Annotated in this window: 29 protein-coding genes; all 29 read left to right on the forward strand. The window is 68.1% G+C overall.

What is annotated here, in order from left to right:
* The first annotated feature begins 41 nt into the window (after positions 1 to 41).
* The 29 genes from PV789_RS03540 to map all read left to right on the forward strand — a co-directional run bounded on the left by PV789_RS03540 (position 42) and on the right by map (position 20853).
* Positions 42 to 3026, forward strand: a complete 2985-nt coding sequence (locus PV789_RS03540) for a hypothetical protein (protein WP_274976136.1) — start codon at positions 42 to 44, stop codon at positions 3024 to 3026.
* Positions 3027 to 3484: 458 nt separating this feature from the next.
* Positions 3485 to 3856: a 30S ribosomal protein S12 gene (gene rpsL / locus PV789_RS03545; RefSeq protein WP_013156106.1), complete on the forward strand. Its 372-nt coding sequence runs from the start codon at positions 3485 to 3487 to the stop codon at positions 3854 to 3856.
* Between the two features lie 2 nt (positions 3857 to 3858).
* Complete coding sequence (rpsG, locus tag PV789_RS03550; protein ID WP_013156107.1) at positions 3859 to 4329, forward strand: 30S ribosomal protein S7; 471 nt, start codon at positions 3859 to 3861, stop codon at positions 4327 to 4329.
* Positions 4330 to 4369: 40 nt separating this feature from the next.
* Positions 4370 to 6484, forward strand: coding sequence for an elongation factor G (gene fusA, locus PV789_RS03555; protein ID WP_274976137.1), 2115 nt, complete (start codon positions 4370 to 4372; stop codon positions 6482 to 6484).
* An 80-nt stretch (positions 6485 to 6564) separates the two neighbouring features.
* A complete protein-coding gene (gene tuf, locus PV789_RS03560; protein WP_212641596.1) occupies positions 6565 to 7758 on the forward strand; it encodes an elongation factor Tu in 1194 nt (397 codons plus the stop codon).
* Positions 7759 to 8010: 252 nt separating this feature from the next.
* Positions 8011 to 8319, forward strand: coding sequence for a 30S ribosomal protein S10 (gene rpsJ, locus PV789_RS03565; protein WP_013156110.1), 309 nt, complete (start codon positions 8011 to 8013; stop codon positions 8317 to 8319).
* Positions 8320 to 8331: 12 nt separating this feature from the next.
* Entirely contained in the window at positions 8332 to 8982 is a 651-nt protein-coding gene (gene rplC / locus PV789_RS03570; RefSeq protein WP_019610094.1) for a 50S ribosomal protein L3, read from the forward strand.
* A gap of 3 nt (positions 8983 to 8985) precedes the next feature.
* Entirely contained in the window at positions 8986 to 9657 is a 672-nt protein-coding gene (rplD, locus tag PV789_RS03575; RefSeq protein WP_047869959.1) for a 50S ribosomal protein L4, read from the forward strand.
* Complete coding sequence (rplW, locus tag PV789_RS03580; protein ID WP_013156113.1) at positions 9654 to 9944, forward strand: 50S ribosomal protein L23; 291 nt, start codon at positions 9654 to 9656, stop codon at positions 9942 to 9944. The genes rplD and rplW overlap by 4 nt, the downstream gene beginning before the upstream one ends.
* Positions 9945 to 10002: 58 nt before the next feature.
* Positions 10003 to 10842: a 50S ribosomal protein L2 gene (gene rplB / locus PV789_RS03585; RefSeq protein WP_013156114.1), complete on the forward strand. Its 840-nt coding sequence runs from the start codon at positions 10003 to 10005 to the stop codon at positions 10840 to 10842.
* 12 nt (positions 10843 to 10854) lie between these two features.
* Entirely contained in the window at positions 10855 to 11133 is a 279-nt protein-coding gene (rpsS, locus tag PV789_RS03590) for a 30S ribosomal protein S19 (protein WP_013156115.1), read from the forward strand.
* A 72-nt stretch (positions 11134 to 11205) separates the two neighbouring features.
* Entirely contained in the window at positions 11206 to 11574 is a 369-nt protein-coding gene (rplV, locus tag PV789_RS03595) for a 50S ribosomal protein L22 (RefSeq protein WP_017567302.1), read from the forward strand.
* Positions 11574 to 12377, forward strand: coding sequence for a 30S ribosomal protein S3 (gene rpsC, locus PV789_RS03600; RefSeq protein ID WP_047869961.1), 804 nt, complete (start codon positions 11574 to 11576; stop codon positions 12375 to 12377). The genes rplV and rpsC overlap by 1 nt, the downstream gene beginning before the upstream one ends.
* 3 nt (positions 12378 to 12380) lie before the next feature.
* On the forward strand, positions 12381 to 12794 hold the full coding sequence (gene rplP, locus PV789_RS03605) for a 50S ribosomal protein L16 (protein ID WP_013156118.1): 414 nt from the start codon (positions 12381 to 12383) through the stop codon (positions 12792 to 12794).
* On the forward strand, positions 12794 to 13045 hold the full coding sequence (rpmC, locus tag PV789_RS03610) for a 50S ribosomal protein L29 (protein WP_013156119.1): 252 nt from the start codon (positions 12794 to 12796) through the stop codon (positions 13043 to 13045). Before rplP ends, rpmC begins: the two co-directional genes overlap by 1 nt.
* Complete coding sequence (gene rpsQ / locus PV789_RS03615) at positions 13042 to 13314, forward strand: 30S ribosomal protein S17 (protein WP_013156120.1); 273 nt, start codon at positions 13042 to 13044, stop codon at positions 13312 to 13314. Before rpmC ends, rpsQ begins: the two co-directional genes overlap by 4 nt.
* A 103-nt stretch (positions 13315 to 13417) precedes the next feature.
* The gene (rplN, locus tag PV789_RS03620; RefSeq protein ID WP_013156121.1) at positions 13418 to 13786 is read left to right on the forward strand and encodes a 50S ribosomal protein L14; all 369 of its coding nucleotides are present in this window, start codon (positions 13418 to 13420) and stop codon (positions 13784 to 13786) included.
* A gap of 3 nt (positions 13787 to 13789) precedes the next feature.
* A complete protein-coding gene (gene rplX / locus PV789_RS03625; RefSeq protein WP_013156122.1) occupies positions 13790 to 14095 on the forward strand; it encodes a 50S ribosomal protein L24 in 306 nt (101 codons plus the stop codon).
* Positions 14095 to 14670: a 50S ribosomal protein L5 gene (rplE, locus tag PV789_RS03630; RefSeq protein WP_047869962.1), complete on the forward strand. Its 576-nt coding sequence runs from the start codon at positions 14095 to 14097 to the stop codon at positions 14668 to 14670. The genes rplX and rplE overlap by 1 nt, the downstream gene beginning before the upstream one ends.
* A gap of 13 nt (positions 14671 to 14683) precedes the next feature.
* Positions 14684 to 14869 carry a type Z 30S ribosomal protein S14 gene (locus tag PV789_RS03635; RefSeq protein WP_013156124.1) on the forward strand — a complete coding sequence of 62 codons (186 nt, stop codon included), beginning with the start codon at positions 14684 to 14686 and terminating at the stop codon, positions 14867 to 14869.
* A gap of 270 nt (positions 14870 to 15139) precedes the next feature.
* Positions 15140 to 15538 (forward strand): 30S ribosomal protein S8, encoded by a 399-nt coding sequence (gene rpsH / locus PV789_RS03640; RefSeq protein WP_013156125.1) that lies wholly within the window; start codon positions 15140 to 15142, stop codon positions 15536 to 15538.
* Between the two features lie 17 nt (positions 15539 to 15555).
* Complete coding sequence (gene rplF / locus PV789_RS03645; protein ID WP_274976138.1) at positions 15556 to 16092, forward strand: 50S ribosomal protein L6; 537 nt, start codon at positions 15556 to 15558, stop codon at positions 16090 to 16092.
* 2 nt (positions 16093 to 16094) lie between these two features.
* On the forward strand, positions 16095 to 16475 hold the full coding sequence (gene rplR / locus PV789_RS03650) for a 50S ribosomal protein L18 (RefSeq protein ID WP_047869964.1): 381 nt from the start codon (positions 16095 to 16097) through the stop codon (positions 16473 to 16475).
* A 49-nt stretch (positions 16476 to 16524) separates the two neighbouring features.
* The gene (gene rpsE / locus PV789_RS03655) at positions 16525 to 17127 is read left to right on the forward strand and encodes a 30S ribosomal protein S5 (RefSeq protein ID WP_013156128.1); all 603 of its coding nucleotides are present in this window, start codon (positions 16525 to 16527) and stop codon (positions 17125 to 17127) included.
* A gap of 2 nt (positions 17128 to 17129) precedes the next feature.
* Positions 17130 to 17315, forward strand: a complete 186-nt coding sequence (gene rpmD, locus PV789_RS03660; RefSeq protein WP_013156129.1) for a 50S ribosomal protein L30 — start codon at positions 17130 to 17132, stop codon at positions 17313 to 17315.
* Complete coding sequence (gene rplO / locus PV789_RS03665) at positions 17312 to 17776, forward strand: 50S ribosomal protein L15 (protein ID WP_274976139.1); 465 nt, start codon at positions 17312 to 17314, stop codon at positions 17774 to 17776. Before rpmD ends, rplO begins: the two co-directional genes overlap by 4 nt.
* A 279-nt stretch (positions 17777 to 18055) precedes the next feature.
* The gene (secY, locus tag PV789_RS03670) at positions 18056 to 19369 is read left to right on the forward strand and encodes a preprotein translocase subunit SecY (protein ID WP_013156131.1); all 1314 of its coding nucleotides are present in this window, start codon (positions 18056 to 18058) and stop codon (positions 19367 to 19369) included.
* Positions 19370 to 20029, forward strand: coding sequence for an adenylate kinase (locus PV789_RS03675; RefSeq protein WP_274976140.1), 660 nt, complete (start codon positions 19370 to 19372; stop codon positions 20027 to 20029).
* On the forward strand, positions 20029 to 20853 hold the full coding sequence (map, locus tag PV789_RS03680) for a type I methionyl aminopeptidase (protein WP_274976141.1): 825 nt from the start codon (positions 20029 to 20031) through the stop codon (positions 20851 to 20853). The genes PV789_RS03675 and map overlap by 1 nt, the downstream gene beginning before the upstream one ends.
* Positions 20854 to 20858: the final 5 nt, after the last annotated feature.

The raw sequence follows: 20858 nt of genomic DNA on the forward strand, positions 1-20858 counted from the left end.
GGACGGAAGACGGCGCTACTGCGCTGGCGGGAGAGGCACAGGTGACTGACAACGGGGGCGAACGGCGGGACTCCGACGCGGAGGACTCGTGGTTCAAGCCGAGCGAGAACCGCTATCGCACACAGTCGGACTACCAGGACCCGCTCGAATCGGAGGGGACCGCTGACACGGTCTTCCCGGACAGCGGGGGGTACGCGGGGCTGAGCTCGTCCCGCCCGGCGATGGTGGAGCCCTACCCGGAGGCGCTGGGCGGACCGCCGCCCCCCGCCTCCCACGGCATCTCCTACCCGGGCGCCGGGTCCGCGGCCTACCAGCCGCTGACCAGGGTTCCGGGAGAGGCCGAGGAGCCCTCCCTGCCGAGCGTCGCGGCCAGCGCCCAGGTGCCGCTCCCGTCGGAGCGGGACACCGACCGGCCCGAGGCATGGTCCGACGGTCCCCGGACCCAGGAGTTCCCCGCGCTGGACGACCGGGACGCCCCGGACGCCGGGCAGCTCCGGGACGAGCCCTCCTCCGCGCCCGGCTCCGCCGCCGAACAGCCGTGGGCTCCCGGCGCACCGGTGGACGAGGACCGGGGCGCGCCGTCCTGGGACGCCCCGTCCCCCGGCGCGTCCGGTCAGCCGTGGGACGAGGCACCCTCTTCCGGTGTGTCCGGTGGTCAGCCGTGGAACGAGGCTCCTTCCTCCGGCGCGTCCGGTCAGCCGTGGGACGATGCTCCCCCTTCCGCCGCGTCCGGTGGTCAGCCGTGGGACGAGGCGCCCTCCTCCGGTGTGTCCGGTGGTCAGCCGTGGGAGGACGCTCCGGTCGCCGACCGGCGCGATCCGCTCGACGACGGCCTCGGCACGGCCTCGTGGGACGTCCCGGCCCCCGCCGCCCGTCCCTGGGAGGACGACACGCGCTCTCCCTCATCCTGGGACGCCGAAGTCCCCGCCGGCGGGGACGACCGCGGTGCGTCGGCCCCGTGGTCGGACTCCCCCGGAACCGGTGGTTCCGTTGAGAGCGGTTCGGCCGACGGGTCCCGGCCCTGGGACACCCCGTCCTCGTCCGCCCTCGGCCAGCCGTGGGACGACGCCCCGGCCCGTGCCCGGGACACCTCCGACGACGGCCTGGGCCCCGCGTCGTGGGAGACTCCCTCCTCCGCCGCGTCCGGTGGTCAGCCGTGGGACGAGGCACCCTCTTCCGGTGTGTCCGGTGGTCAGCCGTGGGAGGACGCTCCGGTCGCCGACCGGCGCGATCCGCTCGACGACGGCCTCGGCACGGCCTCGTGGGACGTCCCGGCCCCCGCCGCCCGTCCCTGGGAGGACGAAACCCGTTCCCCCTCCTCCTGGGACGCCGACGCCTCCGGCAGCGGCGGTCCGGTGGAGGACGCCCGGCCCTGGGACACCGGCTCCGCCGACGCCCCCGGCGCCTGGAACGCCGACCGGGGCGCCCAGCCCTGGGAAGACGCCCCCGCGGGCGGTACGCGCGACCCGCTCGACGACGGTCTGGGCCCCGCGTCGTGGGAGTCCCCGGCTGCCGGCGCGTCCGGCCAGCCGTGGGACGACAACGCTCCGGGCCGCGGACGTGACGCGGCCGACGACGGCCTGGGCCCCGCGTCGTGGGAGACGCGGCCCTCCTCCGCCACCGACCAGCCCTGGGGCCCCGACCCCGTGGGCGACCGGGGTCCGTGGACCGCTGACCGGGGCGGCCGGCCCTGGGAGGACGACACCCGCGCCTCCTCCGGCTGGGACGACGACGCTCCCGACCGGGAGCGCGGCCAGGCCTCCTGGACCGACGTGCCCGGACCCGACGGCGGTTCCTGGGACGACGGAGCCCCGGCGGACCGGCTCCTGGACGACCGCGCCCCCCGGCACGGGACCGGCGAGCGCGCCGCCGAAGCCTGGGACGACCGCCCCTACGGCGACGACCCCCTCGGGGGAGACCGCGCACGCGGCCGCTCCTGGGACGACGACGAACTCGGCGGCGACTTCGGGGGCGCCGACAGCGCCCCCGCGGGCGCCGACGCCCCGGACGCCTGGGCGCCCTCCGGCCGCACCGACGACCGGCCCGGCGCGGGCTCCGGCGGCTCGTGGGGCGACGGGTACGGCGACGAACTCTCGCCCTCCGGGCTGGGCAGCGGCAGCGGCAACACGTGGGCGTTCGACCGCAACGACCCCCGGCTGCCGGACGTGGTCCGCGAGGCGGAGCAGCGCCGCAGGGAGTCCTCGTCCGGACGGGCCGAGACCGTCGACTGGGGAGGGCCCGACACCGGTGAGCTCTCCGCGGCGGTCCCCGGCGCGGACGACCCGCTGGGTGCGATCGCCGACATGCAGTCGCGCGCCCGCTCCAGAGAGCAGGACCCGCTGGAGGACCCCGGCGGGGCCACCCAGATGTTCGACGCCCGCGCCCTGGCCGGAGAGGGGGGCTGGGCGGACGACGACGAGTACCGGCGCGACGACCGCCGCGGGGACGGCGAAGCGGACTACGACCGCTACGACGACGACCCCGACGGGCCGGAGTACGACCAGGAGGGGCCGGAGTACGGCCGCGACGGGGACGCGGACCTGCCGGAGCCGGAGTACGGCTACGACGACGACCCCGAGCCACACGGTGACGAGCGTCGCGACCGGGACGACTCCGAGTACGAGGACGGGTTCACCCCGGCCGACTACGGCATGCCCGCCGCCCCGGCGGGACGCAGCAGGCGCCGCAAGGACCCGATCGCCGAGGAGTTCCCCGGCTTCGGCGACCGCCCCCTGGGCGGCGAGGCCGGTGACGCCTACCCCGGCTACGACAGCATCGACTTCCTCGCCGACACCGAGCGGGGAGCGACGCTCACCCTGTGGCTGGGCGTGGCCTCGCTGCTGCCCGGCGTGGGACTGGTCACGGCCGTCCTGGCCCTGCTGGTCACCGGGCCCAAGGCCAAGAGGGCGATCCGCGAGTCCCGCGGACAGCTCGACGGCCTCGGCCTGATCACGACCGGAACGGTCTTCGCCGTCGTGGGCATCCTGGTGACGGTGATCTCCGTCGCCCTCTGGCTGGTCCTGTAGCGCGACGGCCGCCTCTCGGGGACAATCGTCCCGGGGAGGCGGCCGTCAGCCTTCGGCCGCGCTCTCGCAGAAGCGGGGCCGAGCAGCCGCAGGACCGCGTAGAATGGTGGCGACCCACGGCTGAGCGAGGATCCGTCCCGACGGTTCCCGTCATGTCGCACACCGTTTTGACCGTCCTGACGGCAAGCGGTAGCCTGTGTGATTGTGCCCGTGAGTCGACGGGTCGCACATGCGAGTGCGGCGCCCGGTTCCGCAGACGAGGACCTACGGTGCGCGGCGCATGTGAACCCCCTCCCATGATTCGGCCTCTCGGTCGGGTGTGAACTCGTTTTCGCCATGCGCGGGAACGAACGCGACACGCCCGACATCGGGGGTCGGGGAGGTTCGGGAAATCCAGCAGGTCAATAGCGATATCGGCTACGAGAACCGGCGTAGGTCACGAGGAAGACGGAGACGCGGTGCCCACCATCCAGCAGCTGGTCCGCAAGGGCCGACAGGACAAGGTCGCAAAGAACAAGACCCCGGCGCTGAAGGGGAGTCCGCAGCGTCGTGGTGTGTGCACTCGTGTCTACACCACCACGCCCAAGAAGCCGAACTCCGCTCTGCGCAAGGTCGCCCGAGTCAAGCTGAGCAGCCAGATCGAGGTCACGGCCTACATCCCCGGCATCGGCCACAACCTCCAGGAGCACAGCATCGTGCTCGTGCGCGGTGGCCGTGTGAAGGACCTGCCGGGTGTCCGTTACCGCATCGTGCGCGGCTCGCTCGACACGCAGGGTGTCCGTAACCGCAAGCAGGCGCGTAGCCGTTACGGCGCCAAGAAGGAGAAGTAAGCATGCCGCGCAAGGGCCCGGCGCCGAAGCGCCAGCTCATCACCGACCCGGTCTACGGCTCGCCGCTCGTCACCGCACTGATCAACAAGGTGCTGCTCGACGGCAAGCGCTCCATCGCCCAGAGCGTCGTCTACGACGCCCTGGAGGGCGCTCGCGAGAAGACCGGCCAGGACCCGCTCGTCGTCCTGAAGCGGGGACTGGACAACGTCAAGCCCGCGCTCGAGGTCCGCAGCCGCCGCGTCGGCGGCGCGACCTACCAGGTGCCGGTCGAGGTTCGCGCCTCCCGGTCCACCACGCTGGCCCTGCGCTGGCTGGTCTCCTACGCGCGCCAGCGCCGTGAGAAGACCATGACCGAGCGTCTGATGAACGAGCTGGTCGACGCCAGCAACGGTCTCGGCGCGGCTGTCAAGAAGCGTGAGGACACGCACAAGATGGCCGAGTCGAACAAGGCCTTCGCGCACTACCGCTGGTAATTCCGGCGGGTTCGAAACAGACCGAGGGACGACGAGCCTCATGGCTGCCAAAACTGTTCTTGACCTGGCCAAGGTCCGCAACATCGGGATCATGGCTCACATCGACGCTGGTAAGACCACGACGACTGAGCGGATCCTCTACTACACCGGTGTGACCCACAAGGTGGGCGAGGTCCACGATGGCGCTGCCACGATGGACTGGATGAAGGAGGAGCAGGAGCGGGGTATCACCATTACCTCGGCTGCTACCACCACCCACTGGGACGACCACACCATCAACATCATCGACACGCCCGGCCACGTCGACTTCACGGTCGAGGTCGAGCGGTCGCTGCGTGTGCTCGACGGTGCCGTCGCGGTCTTCGACGCCAAGGAGGGCGTTGAGCCCCAGTCGGAGCAGGTCTGGCGCCAGGCGGACCGCTACGGCGTCCCGCGTATCTGCTTCGTCAACAAGATGGACAAGATCGGCGCCGAGTTCCAGCGCTGTGTCGACATGTTCCGTGAGCGCCTCGGCGCCAACGCCATGCCGATCCAGCTCAACATCGGCGCCGAGAGCGACTTCAAGGGCGTCATCGACCTCGTCCGCATGAAGGCCTACGTCTGGAACGACGAGGCCGCGCTCGGCGAGATGTACGACACCGTCGACATCCCCGAGAGCCACGCCGACGCCGCCCGCGAGGCCCGCGACCAGTTCATCGAGACGCTGGCCGAGGCCGACGACGAGATCATGGAGATGTACCTGGAGGGCCAGGAGCCCACCGTGGAGCAGCTCGTCCCCGCGATCCGCCGCGCGACCATCGCCGGTACGGCCGTCCCGGTCGTGTGCGGCACCGCGTTCAAGAACAAGGGCGTGCAGCCCCTGCTCGACGCGGTCACCGCCTACCTCCCCTCGCCGCTGGACGTCGAGGGCGTCGAGGGCCACGACCCCAAGGACGAGACCGAGGAGACCAAGCTCGTCCGCAAGCCGAGCAACGACGAGCCGCTGTCGGCTCTGGTCTTCAAGATCATGAGCGACCCGCACCTGGGCAAGCTGACCTACGTGCGCGTCTACTCCGGCGTTCTCCAGGCGGGCACCCAGGTGCTCAACAGCCTCAAGGGCCGCAAGGAGCGCATCGGCAAGATCTACCGCATGCACTCCAACAAGCGCGAGGAGATCTCCGAGGTCGGCGCCGGCGACATCGTCGCCGTCATGGGCCTCAAGGACACCACGACCGGTGAGACCCTGTGCGACCAGGCGAACCCGATCGTCCTGGAGTCCATGACCTTCCCGGCTCCGGTCATCGAGGTGGCCATCGAGCCCAAGACCAAGAGCGACCAGGAGAAGCTGGGCATCGCGATCCAGCGCCTCGCGGACGAGGACCCCTCGTTCCAGGTCGCCACGGACGACCAGACCGGTCAGACCGTGATCTCGGGCATGGGCGAGCTGCACCTCGAGGTGCTCGTCAACCGCATGCGCGACGAGTTCAAGGTCGAGGCGAACATCGGCAAGCCGCAGGTGGCCTACCGCGAGACCATTCGCAAGAAGGTCGAGGGGCACGTCTACACCCACAAGAAGCAGACCGGTGGGTCGGGCCAGTTCGCCAAGGTCAAGATCGACGTCGAGCCCCTGGAGACCGAGAGCGGCGACGCCTCGGGCTACGAGTTCGTCAACGCCGTCACCGGTGGCCGCATCCCGAGGGAGTACATCCCCTCGGTCGACGCCGGCTGCCAGGAGGCCGCCGAGCTGGGCGTGCTCGCGCACTACCCGCTCGTCGGCGTCAAGGTGACGCTCCAGGACGGCCAGTACCACGAGGTCGACTCCTCCGAGATGGCCTTCAAGACCGCCGGTTCGATCGCCTTCAAGGAGGCGGTCAAGCTGGCCAAGCCGACTCTCCTGGAGCCGGTCATGGCTGTCGAGGTCACCACTCCCGAGGAGTACATGGGTGACGTGATCGGCGACCTGAACTCCCGCCGTGGACAGATCCAGTCCATGGACGAGCGTTCCGGCGTCCGTATCGTCAAGGCCCAGGTGCCCCTCTCCGAAATGTTCGGCTACGTGGGTGACCTGCGCAGCCGCACGCAGGGTCGAGCCAACTACTCGATGGTGTTCGACTCCTACGCGGAGGTTCCGTCCGCTGTCGCCCAAGAAATTGTGGCGAAGGTCCGCGGCGAATAGTCGCGAACACGTAACCAGCCCGCTCCCCGTCCACGCGGGGAGCGAGCACCAGACAGCTCTGTACGTCTAGGAGACATCCAGTGGCGAAAGCAAAGTTCGAGCGGACTAAGCCGCACGTCAACATCGGCACCATCGGTCACATCGACCACGGCAAGACCACGCTGACCGCGGCCATCACCAAGGTGCTGCACGACGCGTACCCGGAGCTGAACCCGTTCACTCCGTTCGAGGACATCGACAACGCTCCTGAGGAGCGCGAGCGCGGTATCACCATCTCCGTCGCCCACGTCGAGTACCAGACCGAGGCGCGTCACTACGCCCACGTCGACTGCCCCGGTCACGCGGACTACGTGAAGAACATGATCACCGGTGCGGCGCAGATGGACGGCGCCATCCTGGTCGTGGCCGCCACCGACGGCCCGATGCCGCAGACCAAGGAGCACGTGCTCCTGGCCCGCCAGGTCGGCGTGCCCTACATCGTGGTGGCCCTGAACAAGGCCGACATGGTGGACGACGAGGAGATCTTCGAGCTCGTCGAGCTCGAGGTCCGTGAGCTCCTCAGCGAGTACGAGTTCCCCGGCGACGACGTCCCCGTCACCAAGGTCTCCGCGCTCAAGGCGCTGGAGGGCGACGAGGAGTGGGGCAAGTCCGTCCTGGAGCTCATGGGCACCGTGGACCAGTTCATCCCCGAGCCCGAGCGTGACACCGACAAGCCCTTCCTCATGCCGATCGAGGACGTCTTCTCGATCACCGGTCGCGGCACCGTCGTCACCGGCCGCATCGAGCGCGGCATCGTCAACGTCAACGAGACCGTCGACATCGTCGGTATCAAGGACGAGAAGCAGACCACCACGGTCACCGGTGTCGAGATGTTCCGCAAGCTGCTCGACCAGGGCCAGGCCGGCGACAACGTCGGTCTGCTCCTGCGCGGCATCAAGCGCGAGGACGTCGAGCGCGGCCAGGTCGTCATCAAGCCCGGCACGACCACCCCGCACACCGAGTTCGAGGCCCAGGTCGTCATCCTGTCCAAGGACGAGGGTGGCCGCCACACGCCGTTCTTCAACAACTACCGCCCGCAGTTCTACTTCCGCACCACGGACGTCACCGGCGTCGTGACGCTGCCGGAGGGCACCGAGATGGTCATGCCCGGTGACAACACCGAGATGACCGTCCAGCTCATCCAGCCCGTCGCGATGGAGGACGGCCTGAAGTTCGCCATCCGCGAGGGTGGCCGGACCGTGGGCGCGGGTCGCGTCACGAAGATCCTCAAGTAGTACCCGTGCGGGGGCGGCCCCTTCGGAGCCGTCCCCGCCGTGGTGGGCGGGCCGTGGGTCCACGGCCCGCCCACCAGCACACAAGACGTCATCGGGCTCTGTGACGGTGACGCACCGCAGGGGCAAGCCCTGTTGCGGTTTCTCAAGGGAATAGGGGCTCACGGCTACAACGGCGGATCCGCCGGGCCTGGGCGTCTGTGACCGGGAACAGCTCACCGTTACGGACACTGAAGCGAAGGACGAACAGGCCACATGGCGGGACAGAAGATCCGCATTCGGCTAAAGGCCTATGACCACGAGGTCATCGACAGCTCGGCTCGCAAGATCGTCGAGACTGTGACGCGAACTGGCGCACAGGTCGCGGGCCCGGTGCCGCTGCCGACGGAGAAGAACGTTTACTGCGTCATCCGATCGCCGCACAAGTACAAGGACTCGCGCGAGCACTTCGAGATGCGCACGCACAAGCGGCTGATCGACATCATCGACCCCACGCCGAAGACGGTCGACTCGCTCATGCGACTCGACCTCCCGGCGGGCGTTGACATCGAGATCAAGCTTTAAGGACGCACAGACATGGCCACCAAGCAGATCAAGGGAGTTCTGGGCGAAAAGCTCGGCATGACCCAGGTCTTCGACGACGCGGGCAAGATGGTGCCCGTGACGGTTCTGAAGGCCGGTCCGTGCGTCGTGAGCCGCATCCGGACTCCGGACACCGATGGCTACTCCGCCATCCAGCTCGGCTACGGGCAGATCAACCCGCGCAAGGTCAACAAGCCGCTCGGCGACTACCTGCGCAGCCACGACCTGACCCCGCGCCGCCACTACGTCGAGGTCCGCACGACCGACGCCACCGAGTACACGCTCGGCCAGGAGGTCACCGCGGACAGCTTCGAGACCGGCCAGAAGGTCGACGTCACGGGCAAGAGCAAGGGCAAGGGCTTCGCGGGTGTGATGAAGCGCCACGGTTTCCGCGGCCTCTCCGCCTCGCACGGTACCCAGCGCAAGCACCGCTCGCCCGGTTCCATCGGCGGCTGCGCCACGCCCGGCCGCGTGTTCAAGGGCATGCGGATGGCCGGTCGCATGGGCAACGTGCGCAAGACCGTCCAGAACCTGACCGTTCACTCCGTCGACGCGGAGAAGGGGCTCATCCTGGTCAAGGGTGCCGTCCCCGGTCCCAACGGCGGTCTGGTGCTCGTCCGCACCGCTGTGAAGGGGGACAAGTAAGCCATGGCCCAGATCGAGGTCAAGAACCTTGAGGGCGGCGCCAAGGGCAGCGTCGAGCTGCCGGACAGCGTCTTCGCCCAGCAGGTCAGCATCCCGCTGATCCACCAGGTCGTGAACGCCCAGCTCGCCGCTGGCCGTCAGGGCACGCACGCCACCAAGACCCGCGGCGACGTCCGCGGCGGTGGCAAGAAGCCCTACCGCCAGAAGGGCACGGGCCGGGCCCGCCAGGGTTCCATCCGCGCCCCGCAGTACACCGGCGGCGGCACGGTCCACGGACCCCAGCCGCGCGACTACAGCCAGCGCACCCCCAAGAAGATGAAGGCCGCCGCCCTGCGCGGAGCCCTCTCGGACCGGGCGCGCCACGGCCGCATCCACGTCGTCAGCCAGTTCGTGGCCGAGGACCTGGAGAGCAAGTTCACCAAGACCGCTCTGAAGGCGCTGCGCCAGGTCACCGAGTCCGACAAGGTCCTGGTGGTGCTGGCCCGCGACGACGAGCACAACCGGCGCGCCCTGCGCAACGTCGAAGAGGTGCACATCCTCGACGCGGACCAGGTGAACACCTACGACGTCCTCTACTCGGACGACGTGGTCTTCACCGAGGCGGGCTACGCCGAGTTCCTGGCCCACGCGGCCGGTGCCTCCAAGGCCGCGCAGTCCGAGGAGGACGACCAGTGAGGATCGCCGACCACCGGGACATCATCGTCGAGCCGGTGATCTCCGAGAAGAGCTACGGGCTCATGGACGAGAACAAGTACACGTTCATCGTCCGCCCGGACGCCAACAAGACCCAGATCAAGATCGCGATCGAGAAGATCTTCGAGGTGAAGGTCACGAGCGTGAACACGATCAACCGCAAGGGCAAGCGCAAGCGCACCCGCTTCGGTTACGGGAAGCGTCCCGACACCAAGCGCGCGATCGTCAGTGTCGCCGAGGGCGACCGGATCGACATCTTCGGTGTCTGACCTCTCCCGGGTCTGACCGCTACACACCAAGCAACACGTAAAGGAATGCGCGAAGAAGATGGGCATTCGTAAGTACAAGCCGACGACACCGGGTCGTCGCGGCTCCAGCGTGAGCGACTTCGTCGAGATCACGCGCTCGGAGCCCGAGAAGTCCCTGGTGCGTCCGCTCCACTCCAAGGGCGGTCGCAACGGCCACGGCCGCATCACCGCCCGCCACCAGGGCGGTGGCCACAAGCGCGCCTACCGCGTGATCGACTTCCGTCGTCACGACAAGGACGGCGTGCCGGCCAAGGTCGCCCACATCGAGTACGACCCGAACCGCACCGCGCGCATCGCGCTGCTCCACTACGTGGACGGCGAGAAGCGCTACATCCTGGCTCCGGCCGGCCTCAAGCAGGGCGACCGGGTCGAGAACGGTCCGCAGTCCGACATCAAGCCCGGCAACTGCCTCCCGCTGCGCAACATCCCCACGGGTACGTTCGTGCACGCGGTCGAGCTGAAGCCGGGCGGCGGCGCCAAGCTGGGCCGCTCCGCGGGCTCGCAGATCCAGCTCCTGGCCAAGGAGGGCAAGTACGCCACGCTGCGTATGCCCTCCGGTGAGATGCGCATGGTGGAGATCACCTGCCGCGCCACCGTCGGCCAGGTGGGCAACGCCGAGCAGTCCAACATCAACTGGGGCAAGGCCGGCCGCTCCCGCTGGAAGGGCAAGCGCCCGACCGTCCGCGGTGTCGTGATGAACCCGGTCGACCACCCCCACGGTGGTGGTGAGGGCAAGACCTCCGGTGGCCGCCACCCGGTCAGCCCCTGGGGTAAGAAGGAAGGCCGGACCCGGGCCAAGAACAAGGCCAGCGACAAGCTCATCGTGCGGCGTCGGCGTAGCGGTAAGAAGAAGCGGTAAGGAGCACGTCTGATGCCACGTAGCCTTAAGAAGGGTCCCTTCGTCGACGACCACCTCATCAAGAAGGTGGAGTCGCAGAACGAGAAGGGGACCAAGAACGTCATCAAGACGTGGTCCCGGCGGTCCATGATCGTTCCGGAGATGATCGGTCACACGATCGCCGTCCACGACGGCCGCAAGCACGTCCCCGTGTTCGTGTCCGAGTCGATGGTCGGCCACAAGCTCGGTGAGTTCGCTCCCACGCGTACTTTCCGCAGCCACGTCAAGGAAGACCGCCGTAGCCGCCGTTAGCGGTTGCAGCAGCAGAAAGAACCATTTCTCCACGGTGAGTGGAGATGAATTTCCGTGAGCGAGGGAAAAGCGATGGGAACGAGGGCACAGGCACGGTTCGTCCGTGTTACGCCCCGAAAGGCCCGCCGGGTGGTGGACCTTATTCGCGGGTTGCCCGCTGACGAGGCACAGGCGGTGCTCCGGTTCGCGCCCCAGTCGGCGAGCGAGCCCGTTGGCAAGGTGCTGGCTAGCGCCATCGCCAACGCCGAGCACAACGACAAGCTGGACCGCGGGACGCTGGTGGTCGAAGGCGCGTGGGTGGACGAGGGTCCGACCCTGAAGCGCATTCGTCCGCGAGGCTTCGGCCGCGCCTTCCGGGTGACCAAGCGCACGAGCCACATCACCGTGGTCGTCGCTGAGCGCTCGGGCGCCTCGTCCAAGACGAAGGAAAGGACCCGATAGTGGGGCAGAAGGTAAACCCGCACGGGTTCCGCCTCGGAGTCACCACCGACTTCAAGAGCCGTTGGTACGCCGACAAGTCCTACAAGGACTACGTCAAGGAAGACGTCGCGATCCGTCGGATGCTGACCCGCGGCATGGAGCGCGCGGGCATCTCCAAGGTGGAGATCGAGCGCACCCGTGACCGCGTCCGCGTCGACGTCTACACCGCCCGGCCGGGCATCGTCATCGGCCGCCGCGGCGTCGAGGCCGACCGCATCCGGACCGACCTGGAGAAGCTGACCGGCAAGCAGGTCCAGCTGAACGTCTTCGAGGTCAAGAACCCCGAGATCGACGCGCAGCTCGTCGCCCAGGGCGTCGCCGAGCAGCTGAGCAGCCGCGTGGCCTTCCGCCGCGCGATGCGCAAGGCCATGCAGACCGCCATGAAGAGCGGTGCCAAGGGCATCCGCATCCAGTGCGGTGGCCGCCTGGGCGGGGCTGAGATGTCGCGCTCGGAGTTCTACCGCGAGGGCCGTGTGCCCCTGCACACCCTGCGCGCCGACATCGACTACGGCTTCTTCGAGGCCCGTACGACCTTCGGCCGCATCGGTGTGAAGGTCTGGATCTACAAGGGTGACGCGCCCGCCACCCGCGCCGAGCGCGAGGCGGCCCAGGCCGCGCAGCGCTCCGCCGGCGGCGGTGGCGGTGGCGGCGGTCAGCGCCGCGAACGCCCCCAGCGTCGTCGTCGCGGCGGTGCCGGTGGCGGCCAGCCGCAGAACGCCGAGGCCAAGGCCCCGGCCGAGTCCGCGAAGTCCGAGGGGAGCTGACCAGTGCTTATTCCTCGTAAGGTCAAGTACCGCAAGCAGCACCACCCGGATCTGCGCGGCAAGGCCAAGGGCGGCACGACGGTCACTTTCGGTGAGTTCGGCATCCAGGCCCTGGAGTCGGCCTACGTGACGAACCGTCAGATCGAGTCCGCTCGTATCGCCATGACGCGTCACATCAAGCGTGGCGGCAAGGTGTGGATCAACATCTTCCCGGACCGCCCGCTGACCAAGAAGCCCGCCGAGGTCCGCATGGGTTCCGGTAAGGGTTCCCCGGAGTGGTGGGTCGCGCCGGTCAAGCCCGGTCGCGTGATGTTCGAGCTGTCGGGCGTGCCCGAGGCCATCGCCAAGGAGGCGATGCGCCGTGCGATGCACAAGCTCCCGATGAAGTGCAAGTTCGTTACGCGGGAGGGGGAGTGATGGCCAAGTCCGTGACTGCCCATGAGCTCCGTGACCAGTCCGTCGAGGACCTGGTCGCCAAGCTCAAGGAAGCCAAGGAAGAGCTGTTCAACCTCCGCTTCCAGGCCGCCACCGGCCAGCTCGACAACCACAGCCGACTGCGTACCGTCAAGCGCGAGATCGCCCGGATCTACACGATCCTGCGTGAGCACGAGCTGGGTATCGCCCCGCTGTCTGGTGAGTCGGCGCAGGAGAAGGAAGCAGCCGAATGAGTGAGAACCAGACCGCGACCCGCAACTACCGCAAGGTGCGCGAGGGCTACGTCGTCAGCGACAAGATGGACAAGACCGTCGTCGTCGAGGTCGAGGACCGCATCACGCACGCCAGGTACGGCAAGGTCATCCGTCGCACGTCCAAGTACAAGGCGCACGACGAGGCGAACTCCTGTGGCGTGGGCGACCTGGTCCGTCTGATGGAGACCAGGCCGCTCTCCGCGACCAAGCGCTGGCGCGTCGTGGAGATCCTGGAGAAGGCTAAGTAACCCCAGCCTGTCGGCGGCCGGCCCCCGGGCCGGCCGCCGATCCCGGGGGTGAGACCACCTAGCCGTGCGGCAGTGGACCGCACGCATCACATCAGGAGCAGACGTGATTCAGCAGGAGTCGCGACTCAAGGTCGCCGACAACACGGGTGCCAAGGAGATCCTTACCATCCGTGTTCTCGGTGGCTCGGGTCGGCGCTACGCCGGGATCGGCGACACCATCGTCGCCACGGTGAAGGACGCCCTGCCTGGCGCTGGAGTCAAGAAGGGCGACGTCGTCAAGGCCGTTGTCGTGCGCACCGTCAAGGAGCGCCGCCGGCCCGACGGCTCCTACATCCGCTTCGATGAGAACGCTGCCGTGCTCATCAAGGACGGTGGGGACCCGCGAGGCACCCGCATCTTCGGCCCGGTCGGCCGCGAGCTGCGTGACAAGAAGTACATGCGCATCATTTCGCTGGCGCCGGAGGTGCTCTAAGCGATGAAGATCAAATCTGGCGACGAGGTCATCGTTCTCGCCGGCAAGAACCGGGGTGCCACCGGCAAGGTCGTCAAGGCCCTGCCGAAGGAAGACCGTGTCGTTGTCGAGGGCGTCAACCTGGTCAAGAAGCACAGGAAGGCCAACCCGGCGGGCGGCCAGCAGGGCGAGGTCGTCACCAAGGAGGCCCCGATCCACGTGAGCAACGTCGCGCTCGTGGAGGACGGCAAGGCCACCCGGGTCGGCTACCGCTTCGAGGAAGACGGAACCAAGGTTCGCGTCTCCCGCCGCACCGGTAAGGACATCTGATGACGGTTACCAACGACATCACCGCCCCTCCGATGCCGCGGCTCAAGGAGAAGTACCGCAACGAGATCGTTGCCGCCCTCAAGGAGGAGCACGGCATCGGCAACATCATGCAGGTCCCCGGTCTGACGAAGATCGTGGTCAACATGGGTGTTGGCGAGGCGGCTCGTGACGCGAAGCTGATCCAGGGCGCGGTCGCCGACCTGTCGGCGATCACCGGCCAGAAGCCGCGGATCAACCGGGCCAAGAACTCCATCGCGCAGTTCAAGCTGCGCGAGGGACAGCCGATCGGCGCCAGCGTCACGCTGCGCGGCGACCGGATGTGGGAGTTCCTCGACCGGCTGCTCTCCCTGGCCCTGCCCCGTATCCGGGACTTCCGTGGCCTGTCCCCGAAGCAGTTCGACGGGAACGGCAACTACACCTTCGGGCTGACCGAGCAGGTCATGTTCCACGAGGTGGACCCGGACAAGGTCGACCGGCAGCGTGGGATGGACATCACGGTCGTCACCACCGCCACGACCGACGAACAGGGCCGCAGCCTGCTCAAGCGGCTCGGTTTCCCGTTCAAGGAAGCCTGAGGGGTAAGCACACATGGCCAAGAAGTCCCTGATCGCGAAGTCGCAGCGGAAGCCGAAGTTCGGCGTTCGCGCGTATACTCGATGCTCGCGGTGCGGCCGCCCGCGCGCCGTCTTCCGGAAGTTCGGCCTGTGCCGTATCTGCTTCCGTGAGATGGCCCACCGGGGCGAGCTGCCCGGTATCACCAAGTCGAGCTGGTAGTTTCCGGCGGGGCCGACCGTTCGCCCACCCCTGGGTGCACGGAGTCGGCCCCCCGAAGCGCCACCCTCGGCGCGAACAGCGTCCGTGACCGCACGATGCGGCACGGTCCGGCAACATCCAACCACCAGGGCACGGCAGTCCCGAAGGGGACCGCGGTGCCCACGACCACGCCGTAGGTCCGTTTGTGCACCTTCGCGGGAGTACCCGCGCAAGGGCAGGCTCTGGGAAAGCCCGCACTCGGAAACCGCGGTGAGGAAGGGCCAGTCGGCCATGACGATGACCGACCCGATCGCAGACATGCTCACGCGTCTGCGCAACGCGAATTCGGCTTACCACGACACCGTGGCGATGCCGTATTCCAAGATCAAGGCGCACATCGCCGAGATCCTCCAGCAGGAGGGCTTCATTCAGGGCTGGCGGACCGAGGAGGCCCCCGTGGGCCAGAACCTCGTCCTGGACCTGAAGTACGGCCCCACCCGGGAGCGTTCCATCGCGGGCATCCGCCGGGTCTCCAAGCCCGGTCTGCGGGTGTACGCCAAGAAGGAGAACCTGCCGCGGGTGCTGGGTGGCCTCGGCGTGGCGATCATTTCGACGTCCGGCGGCCTGATGACCGAAAAGCAGGCCAAGAAGCGTGGCGTGGGCGGCGAAGTCCTCGCCTACGTCTGGTAACAGGGAGAGATTGAAGCATGTCGCGAATCGGTCGACTGCCGCTCTCGGTCCCCAAGGGCGTCGAAGTCACGATTAACGGGCAGGACGTCACCGTCAAGGGTCCGAAGGGCGAGCTGAAGCACACCGTCGCCGAGCCGATCACCGTGTCCCTGGAGGACGGGGTCTTCACGGTGGCGCGTCCGGACGACAAGCCGGAGAACCGCTCGCTGCACGGTCTGACCCGTGCGCTCATCGCCAACCTCGTCGAGGGCGTGGCCAAGGGCTACACCAAGACGCTGGAGATCCACGGTGTGGGTTACCGCGTCCAGGCCCGCGGCTCCAACCTGGAGTTCTCGCTGGGCTACAGCCACCCCGTCGTGGTCGAGCCCCCCGCGGGCATCAGCTTCCGCGTGGAGAAGCCGACCATCCTCCACGTCGAGGGCATCGACAAGCAGCTGGTGGGCCAGGTCGCCGCGAACATCCGCGGTCTGCGCAAGCCTGACCCGTACAAGGCCAAGGGCGTGCGGTACCAGGGTGAGCACATCCGCCGCAAGGCCGGAAAGGCTGGTAAGTAGGCATGGGTAGCACCGTGAGCCGCAAGCGGACCACCAAGCGCGCCACCTCCCGTGCGCGCCGCCAGTTCCGCGTCCGCAAGAAGGTCGTGGGTACCGCCGAGCGTCCGCGCCTGGCCGTGTTCCGCTCCTCCAAGCACATCGTCGCGCAGGTCATCGACGACACCAGGGGTCACACCTTGGCCGCCGCCTCCAGCGTCGAGGCCGACCTGCGCGTTGACGAGGGCACCAAGTCCGACAAGTCCGTCAAGGTCGGTCAGCTCATCGCCGAGCGCGCCAAGGCCGCCGGTGTCTCCTCGGTCGTCTTCGACCGCGGTGGCAACCAGTACGCCGGTCGTATCGCCAAGCTCGCCGACGCGGCGCGCGAGGGCGGGCTGGAGTTCTAGCGATGACCTCTGCAACGGCCAAGATCAACCACGAGAAGAGGAACCACTGATGGCTGCAGCACCGCGGCGCGGCGCCGGTGGCGAGCGGCGTGATCGCCGTGACGATCGCCGCGGCGGCGCCGCAGACAAGGGTGTCTCCTACATCGAGAAGGTCGTGACCATCAACAGGGTCGCGAAGGTCGTCAAGGGCGGCCGTCGCTTCTCCTTCACCGCCCTGGTCGTCGTCGGCGACGGCAACGGCATGGTCGGTGTCGGTTACGGCAAGGCCAAGGAGGTCCCGGCCGCGATCGCCAAGGGTGTCGAGGAGGCGAAGAAGAACTTCTTCCGCGTCCCCCGCATCCAGGGCACGATCGTGCACCGGGTCCAGGGCGAGGACGCGGCCGGCGTCGTCCTGCTCCGTCCGGCCGCCCCGGGTACCGGCGTCATCGCCGGTGGTCCCGTGCGCGCCGTGCTGGAGTGCGCCGGCATCCACGACGTGCTGAGCAAGTCGCTCGGCTCGTCCAACCCGCTCAACATCGTGCACGCCACCGTGGCGGCTCTGAAGGGCATCAACCAGCCCGAGGAGATCGCCGCCCGCCGTGGCCTGCCGATCGAGGACGTCGCCCCGGCTGCCATGCTGCGTGCTCGCGCTGAGGCGAAGGCAGGAGCCTGACCATGGCCAAGCTCAAGATCACGCAGACCCGCTCCAAGATCGGCGGCAAGGTGAAGCAGCACGCTGCTCTCCAGTCGCTCGGTCTGGGCCGGATCGGCAAGTCCACCGTCCGTGAGGACCGCCCTGAGGTTCGCGGGCAGATCACGATCGTCGCGCACCTCGTCTCTGTCGAGGAGGTTGCCGAATGAGCGACTACAACCCCGACGAGCTGCTCAAGCTGCACCACCTGCGTCCCGCCCCGGGCTCCAACAAGGCCAAGATCCGCAAGGGTCGCGGCGAGGCGTCCAAGGGCAAGACCGCCGGTCGCGGCACCAAGGGCACGAAGGCTCGTAACACCGTCCGCCCCGGCTTCGAGGGCGGGCAGATGCCCCTCATCCGCCGGGTGCCCAAGCTCAAGGGCTTCAGCAACGCCCGGTTCAAGACGACCTACCAGGTCGTCAACCTGGACCGGCTGAGCGAGCTCTACCCCGAGGGTGGCGAGGTCACCGTCGAGAGCCTGGTCGCCAAGGGCGCGGTTCGCAAGAACCAGCCCGTCAAGGTGCTGGGCACGGGTGAGATCTCCGTCGCCGTGCAGGTGAGCGCGCACGCGTTCTCCTCCTCGGCGAAGGAGAAGATCTCCGCCGCCGGTGGCTCCACCACCGAGGTGTAGGGGTCTTCCCCGCGATGAAGCGACTGGGGGCGTCCGCCCGGCAGGTCTAGGACCGGCTGGCGGACGCCCCCGCGTGTTGTGAGCGGTGATCGTTATGACTCACGAACTCAACTGCGGAGTGATCACTGTTACAGTGCCATCTGTTTGAGTTCACCGCTTGACGTACTGTGAATACTTCCGAGCAACGGGCGACCGCCCGGAGCTGACGTTCTACGACGATTCAGGATCGGCCGCGATGTCTGGAACCCGTTCCGCCGCCGAAGCTGCGCAGGAGGAGACGTGCTAGGTGCGTTCGTTCGTGCATTCCGCACGCCCGACCTGCGCAACAAGCTGCTGTTCACACTGTTCATCCTGACGATCTTCCGTCTGGGCTCGGTGATCCCGGCGCCGGGTATCAACTCCGCGGCGATCAGGGACCAGATGGAGGCGATCACCTCCTCGGACCAGTCCGGTGTGTACGCGCTCGTCAACCTGTTCAGCGGCGGTGCCCTGCTGCAACTGGCGGTGTTCGCGCTCGGGGTCATGCCGTACATCACCGCGAGCATCATCATCAACCTGCTCACGGTGGTGATCCCCCGTCTGGAGGCCCTCAAGAAGGAGGGCCAGTCCGGGCAGAGCAAGATCACCCAGTACACCCGCTACCTGACGCTCATGCTCGGTGTCCTCCAGGCCACCAGCATCGTCGCCATGGCCCGGACGGGCGCCCTGTTCCAGGGGGCCATCCCGGTCAGCTCCTACATGCCCAACCAGGACATCCTGACCCTGGTGACCATCGTGTTCACGATGACCGCCGGTACCGCCATCATCATGTGGTTCGGCGAGCTCATCACCGAGCGCGGCGTGGGCAACGGCATGTCGCTGCTGATCTTCACCCAGGTCATCGCGATGTTCCCCTCCTCCATGGTCGCGCTGTTCCAGGAGCGCTCGATCTGGGTCTTCTCCCTCATCTGCATCGCCGGCCTGGTGCTCATCACCGCGGTGGTCTTCATGGAGCAGGCCCAGCGCCGCATCCCGGTGCAGTACGCCAAGCGCATGGTCGGCCGCCGCATGTACGGCGGCAGCTCGACCTACATCCCGCTGAAGGTGAACCAGGCGGGCATCATCCCCGTGATCTTCGCCTCCTCGCTGCTGTACCTGCCGCAGCTGCTCGTGGGCCTCATGGGACAGGACTCCACGCACCCCGTGGTGACCTTCGTGCAGGACTACTTCCTCACCGGCACCCACCCCGTGTACATGGCGACGTTCTTCGTCATGATCATCGGCTTCGCGTTCTTCTACGTGGCGATTACCTTCAACCCCGCTGAGGTCGCCGACAACATGAAGAAGTACGGTGGGTTCATCCCGGGTATCCGACCAGGGCGTCCGACCGCCGAGTACCTCGACTACGTGCTGACGAGGCTGACGACCCCCGGATCCCTGTACCTGGGTGTGATCGCTCTCCTGCCGATGGTCGCCCTCGGCGCCACCGGCGCCAGCGCGAACTTCCCCTTCGGAGGGACGAGCATCCTGATCATGGTCGGCGTCGGGCTGGACACGGTGAAGCAGATCGAGAGTCACCTCCAGCAGAGGAACTACGAAGGTTTTCTGCGATAAATGCGAGCAGTATTGGTGGGGCCGCCTGGGGCCGGCAAGGGCACCCAGGCCCAGATCCTCGCGTCCGAGCTGTCGATCCCCAAGGTGTCCACGGGTGACATCTTCCGGGCCAACGTCAGCGGCAAGACGGACCTCGGCAAGAAGGCCAAGGAGTACATGGACCGCGGTGACCTCGTCCCCGACGAGGTCACGAACGCCATGGTCAAGGACCGACTGGCGAAGGAGGACGCCGCCGAGGGGTTCCTGCTCGACGGCTTCCCGCGCAACGTCCCGCAGGCCGAGACGCTCAAGGGCATCCTCGCCGACCTCGACACCACCCTGGACGTCGTCCTGGAGCTGAGGGTCGACGAGGAGGAGGTCGTCAAACGCCTCTCGGGCCGCCGCTCGTGCCCCGAGTGCGGCCAGGTGTACCACGTGGAGTACGACGCCCCGAAGATCGCGGGCAGGTGTGACAACGAGGGCGCCGAGCTGTACCAGCGCGACGACGACCGCGAGGAGACCATCCGGCACCGCCTGGAGGTCTACCGCGAGCAGACCGCTCCGCTGGTGCAGTTCTACGAGGCGGAGGGCCTGCTGGCCACCATCGCGGCCACGGGGACCGTGGACGAGGTGACGGCCCGTGCCAAGGCCGCCATCGACAAGGTCGGGGCCGGCTCCTGATGTTCCGCAAGGCCGATCCGGACGTGCAGATCAAGACTCCGGAGCAGATCGCCATGATGAGGGCGGCGGGCCAGGTCGTGGCCCGCGCCCTGGACACGCTCCGGGCCGCGGTGCGGCCCGGAGCGTCGACCCTGGAGCTGGACTCCCTCGCGGAGAAGGTCATCCGCGACGCGGGCGCCGTCCCCTCCTTCAAGGGCTACCACGGCTTCACGGGCTCCATCTGCGCCTCGGTGAACGAGGAGGTCGTCCACGGCATCCCCAGCGCGCAGCGGGTGCTGGCCGAGGGCGACATCATCTCCATCGACTGCGGGGCCGTCCTGGAGGGCTGGCACGGCGACTCGGCGATCACCGTCGCGGTCGGCGAGGGCCGCCCCGAGGACCTGCGCATGATGGAGGTCTGCGAGGAGTCCATGTGGCAGGGGATCGCCGAACTGCGTCCGGGCAGGCGCCTGGGTGACATCGGTTACGCGATCGGCGGCCACATCTCCCGCAACGGCGGCTACGGCAACGTCCGCGAGTACGGCGGCCACGGCATCGGCACCGAGATGCACATGGACCCGCACGTGCTCAACTACGGCAAGCGCGGCAAGGGCATGAGGCTGGTCGAGGGCATGTGCCTGGCGATCGAGCCGATGACCACCCTGGGCCGCCACGACGTGGTGCAGCTCGACGACGGCTGGACCGTGGTGACCCGCGACGGCGGGCGCGCCGCGCACTTCGAGCACACGGTCGCGGTGACCGCGGACGGGCCCGTGGTGCTGACCGCGCGCGAGTCCGATCGGGATAAAATCGCCGACATGGGGTTCGTCCAGCCGACCTGGTAGGGGTC

The organism is Nocardiopsis camelliae, assembly GCF_028993595.1.
Classification (GTDB): domain Bacteria; phylum Actinomycetota; class Actinomycetes; order Streptosporangiales; family Streptosporangiaceae; genus Nocardiopsis; species Nocardiopsis dassonvillei.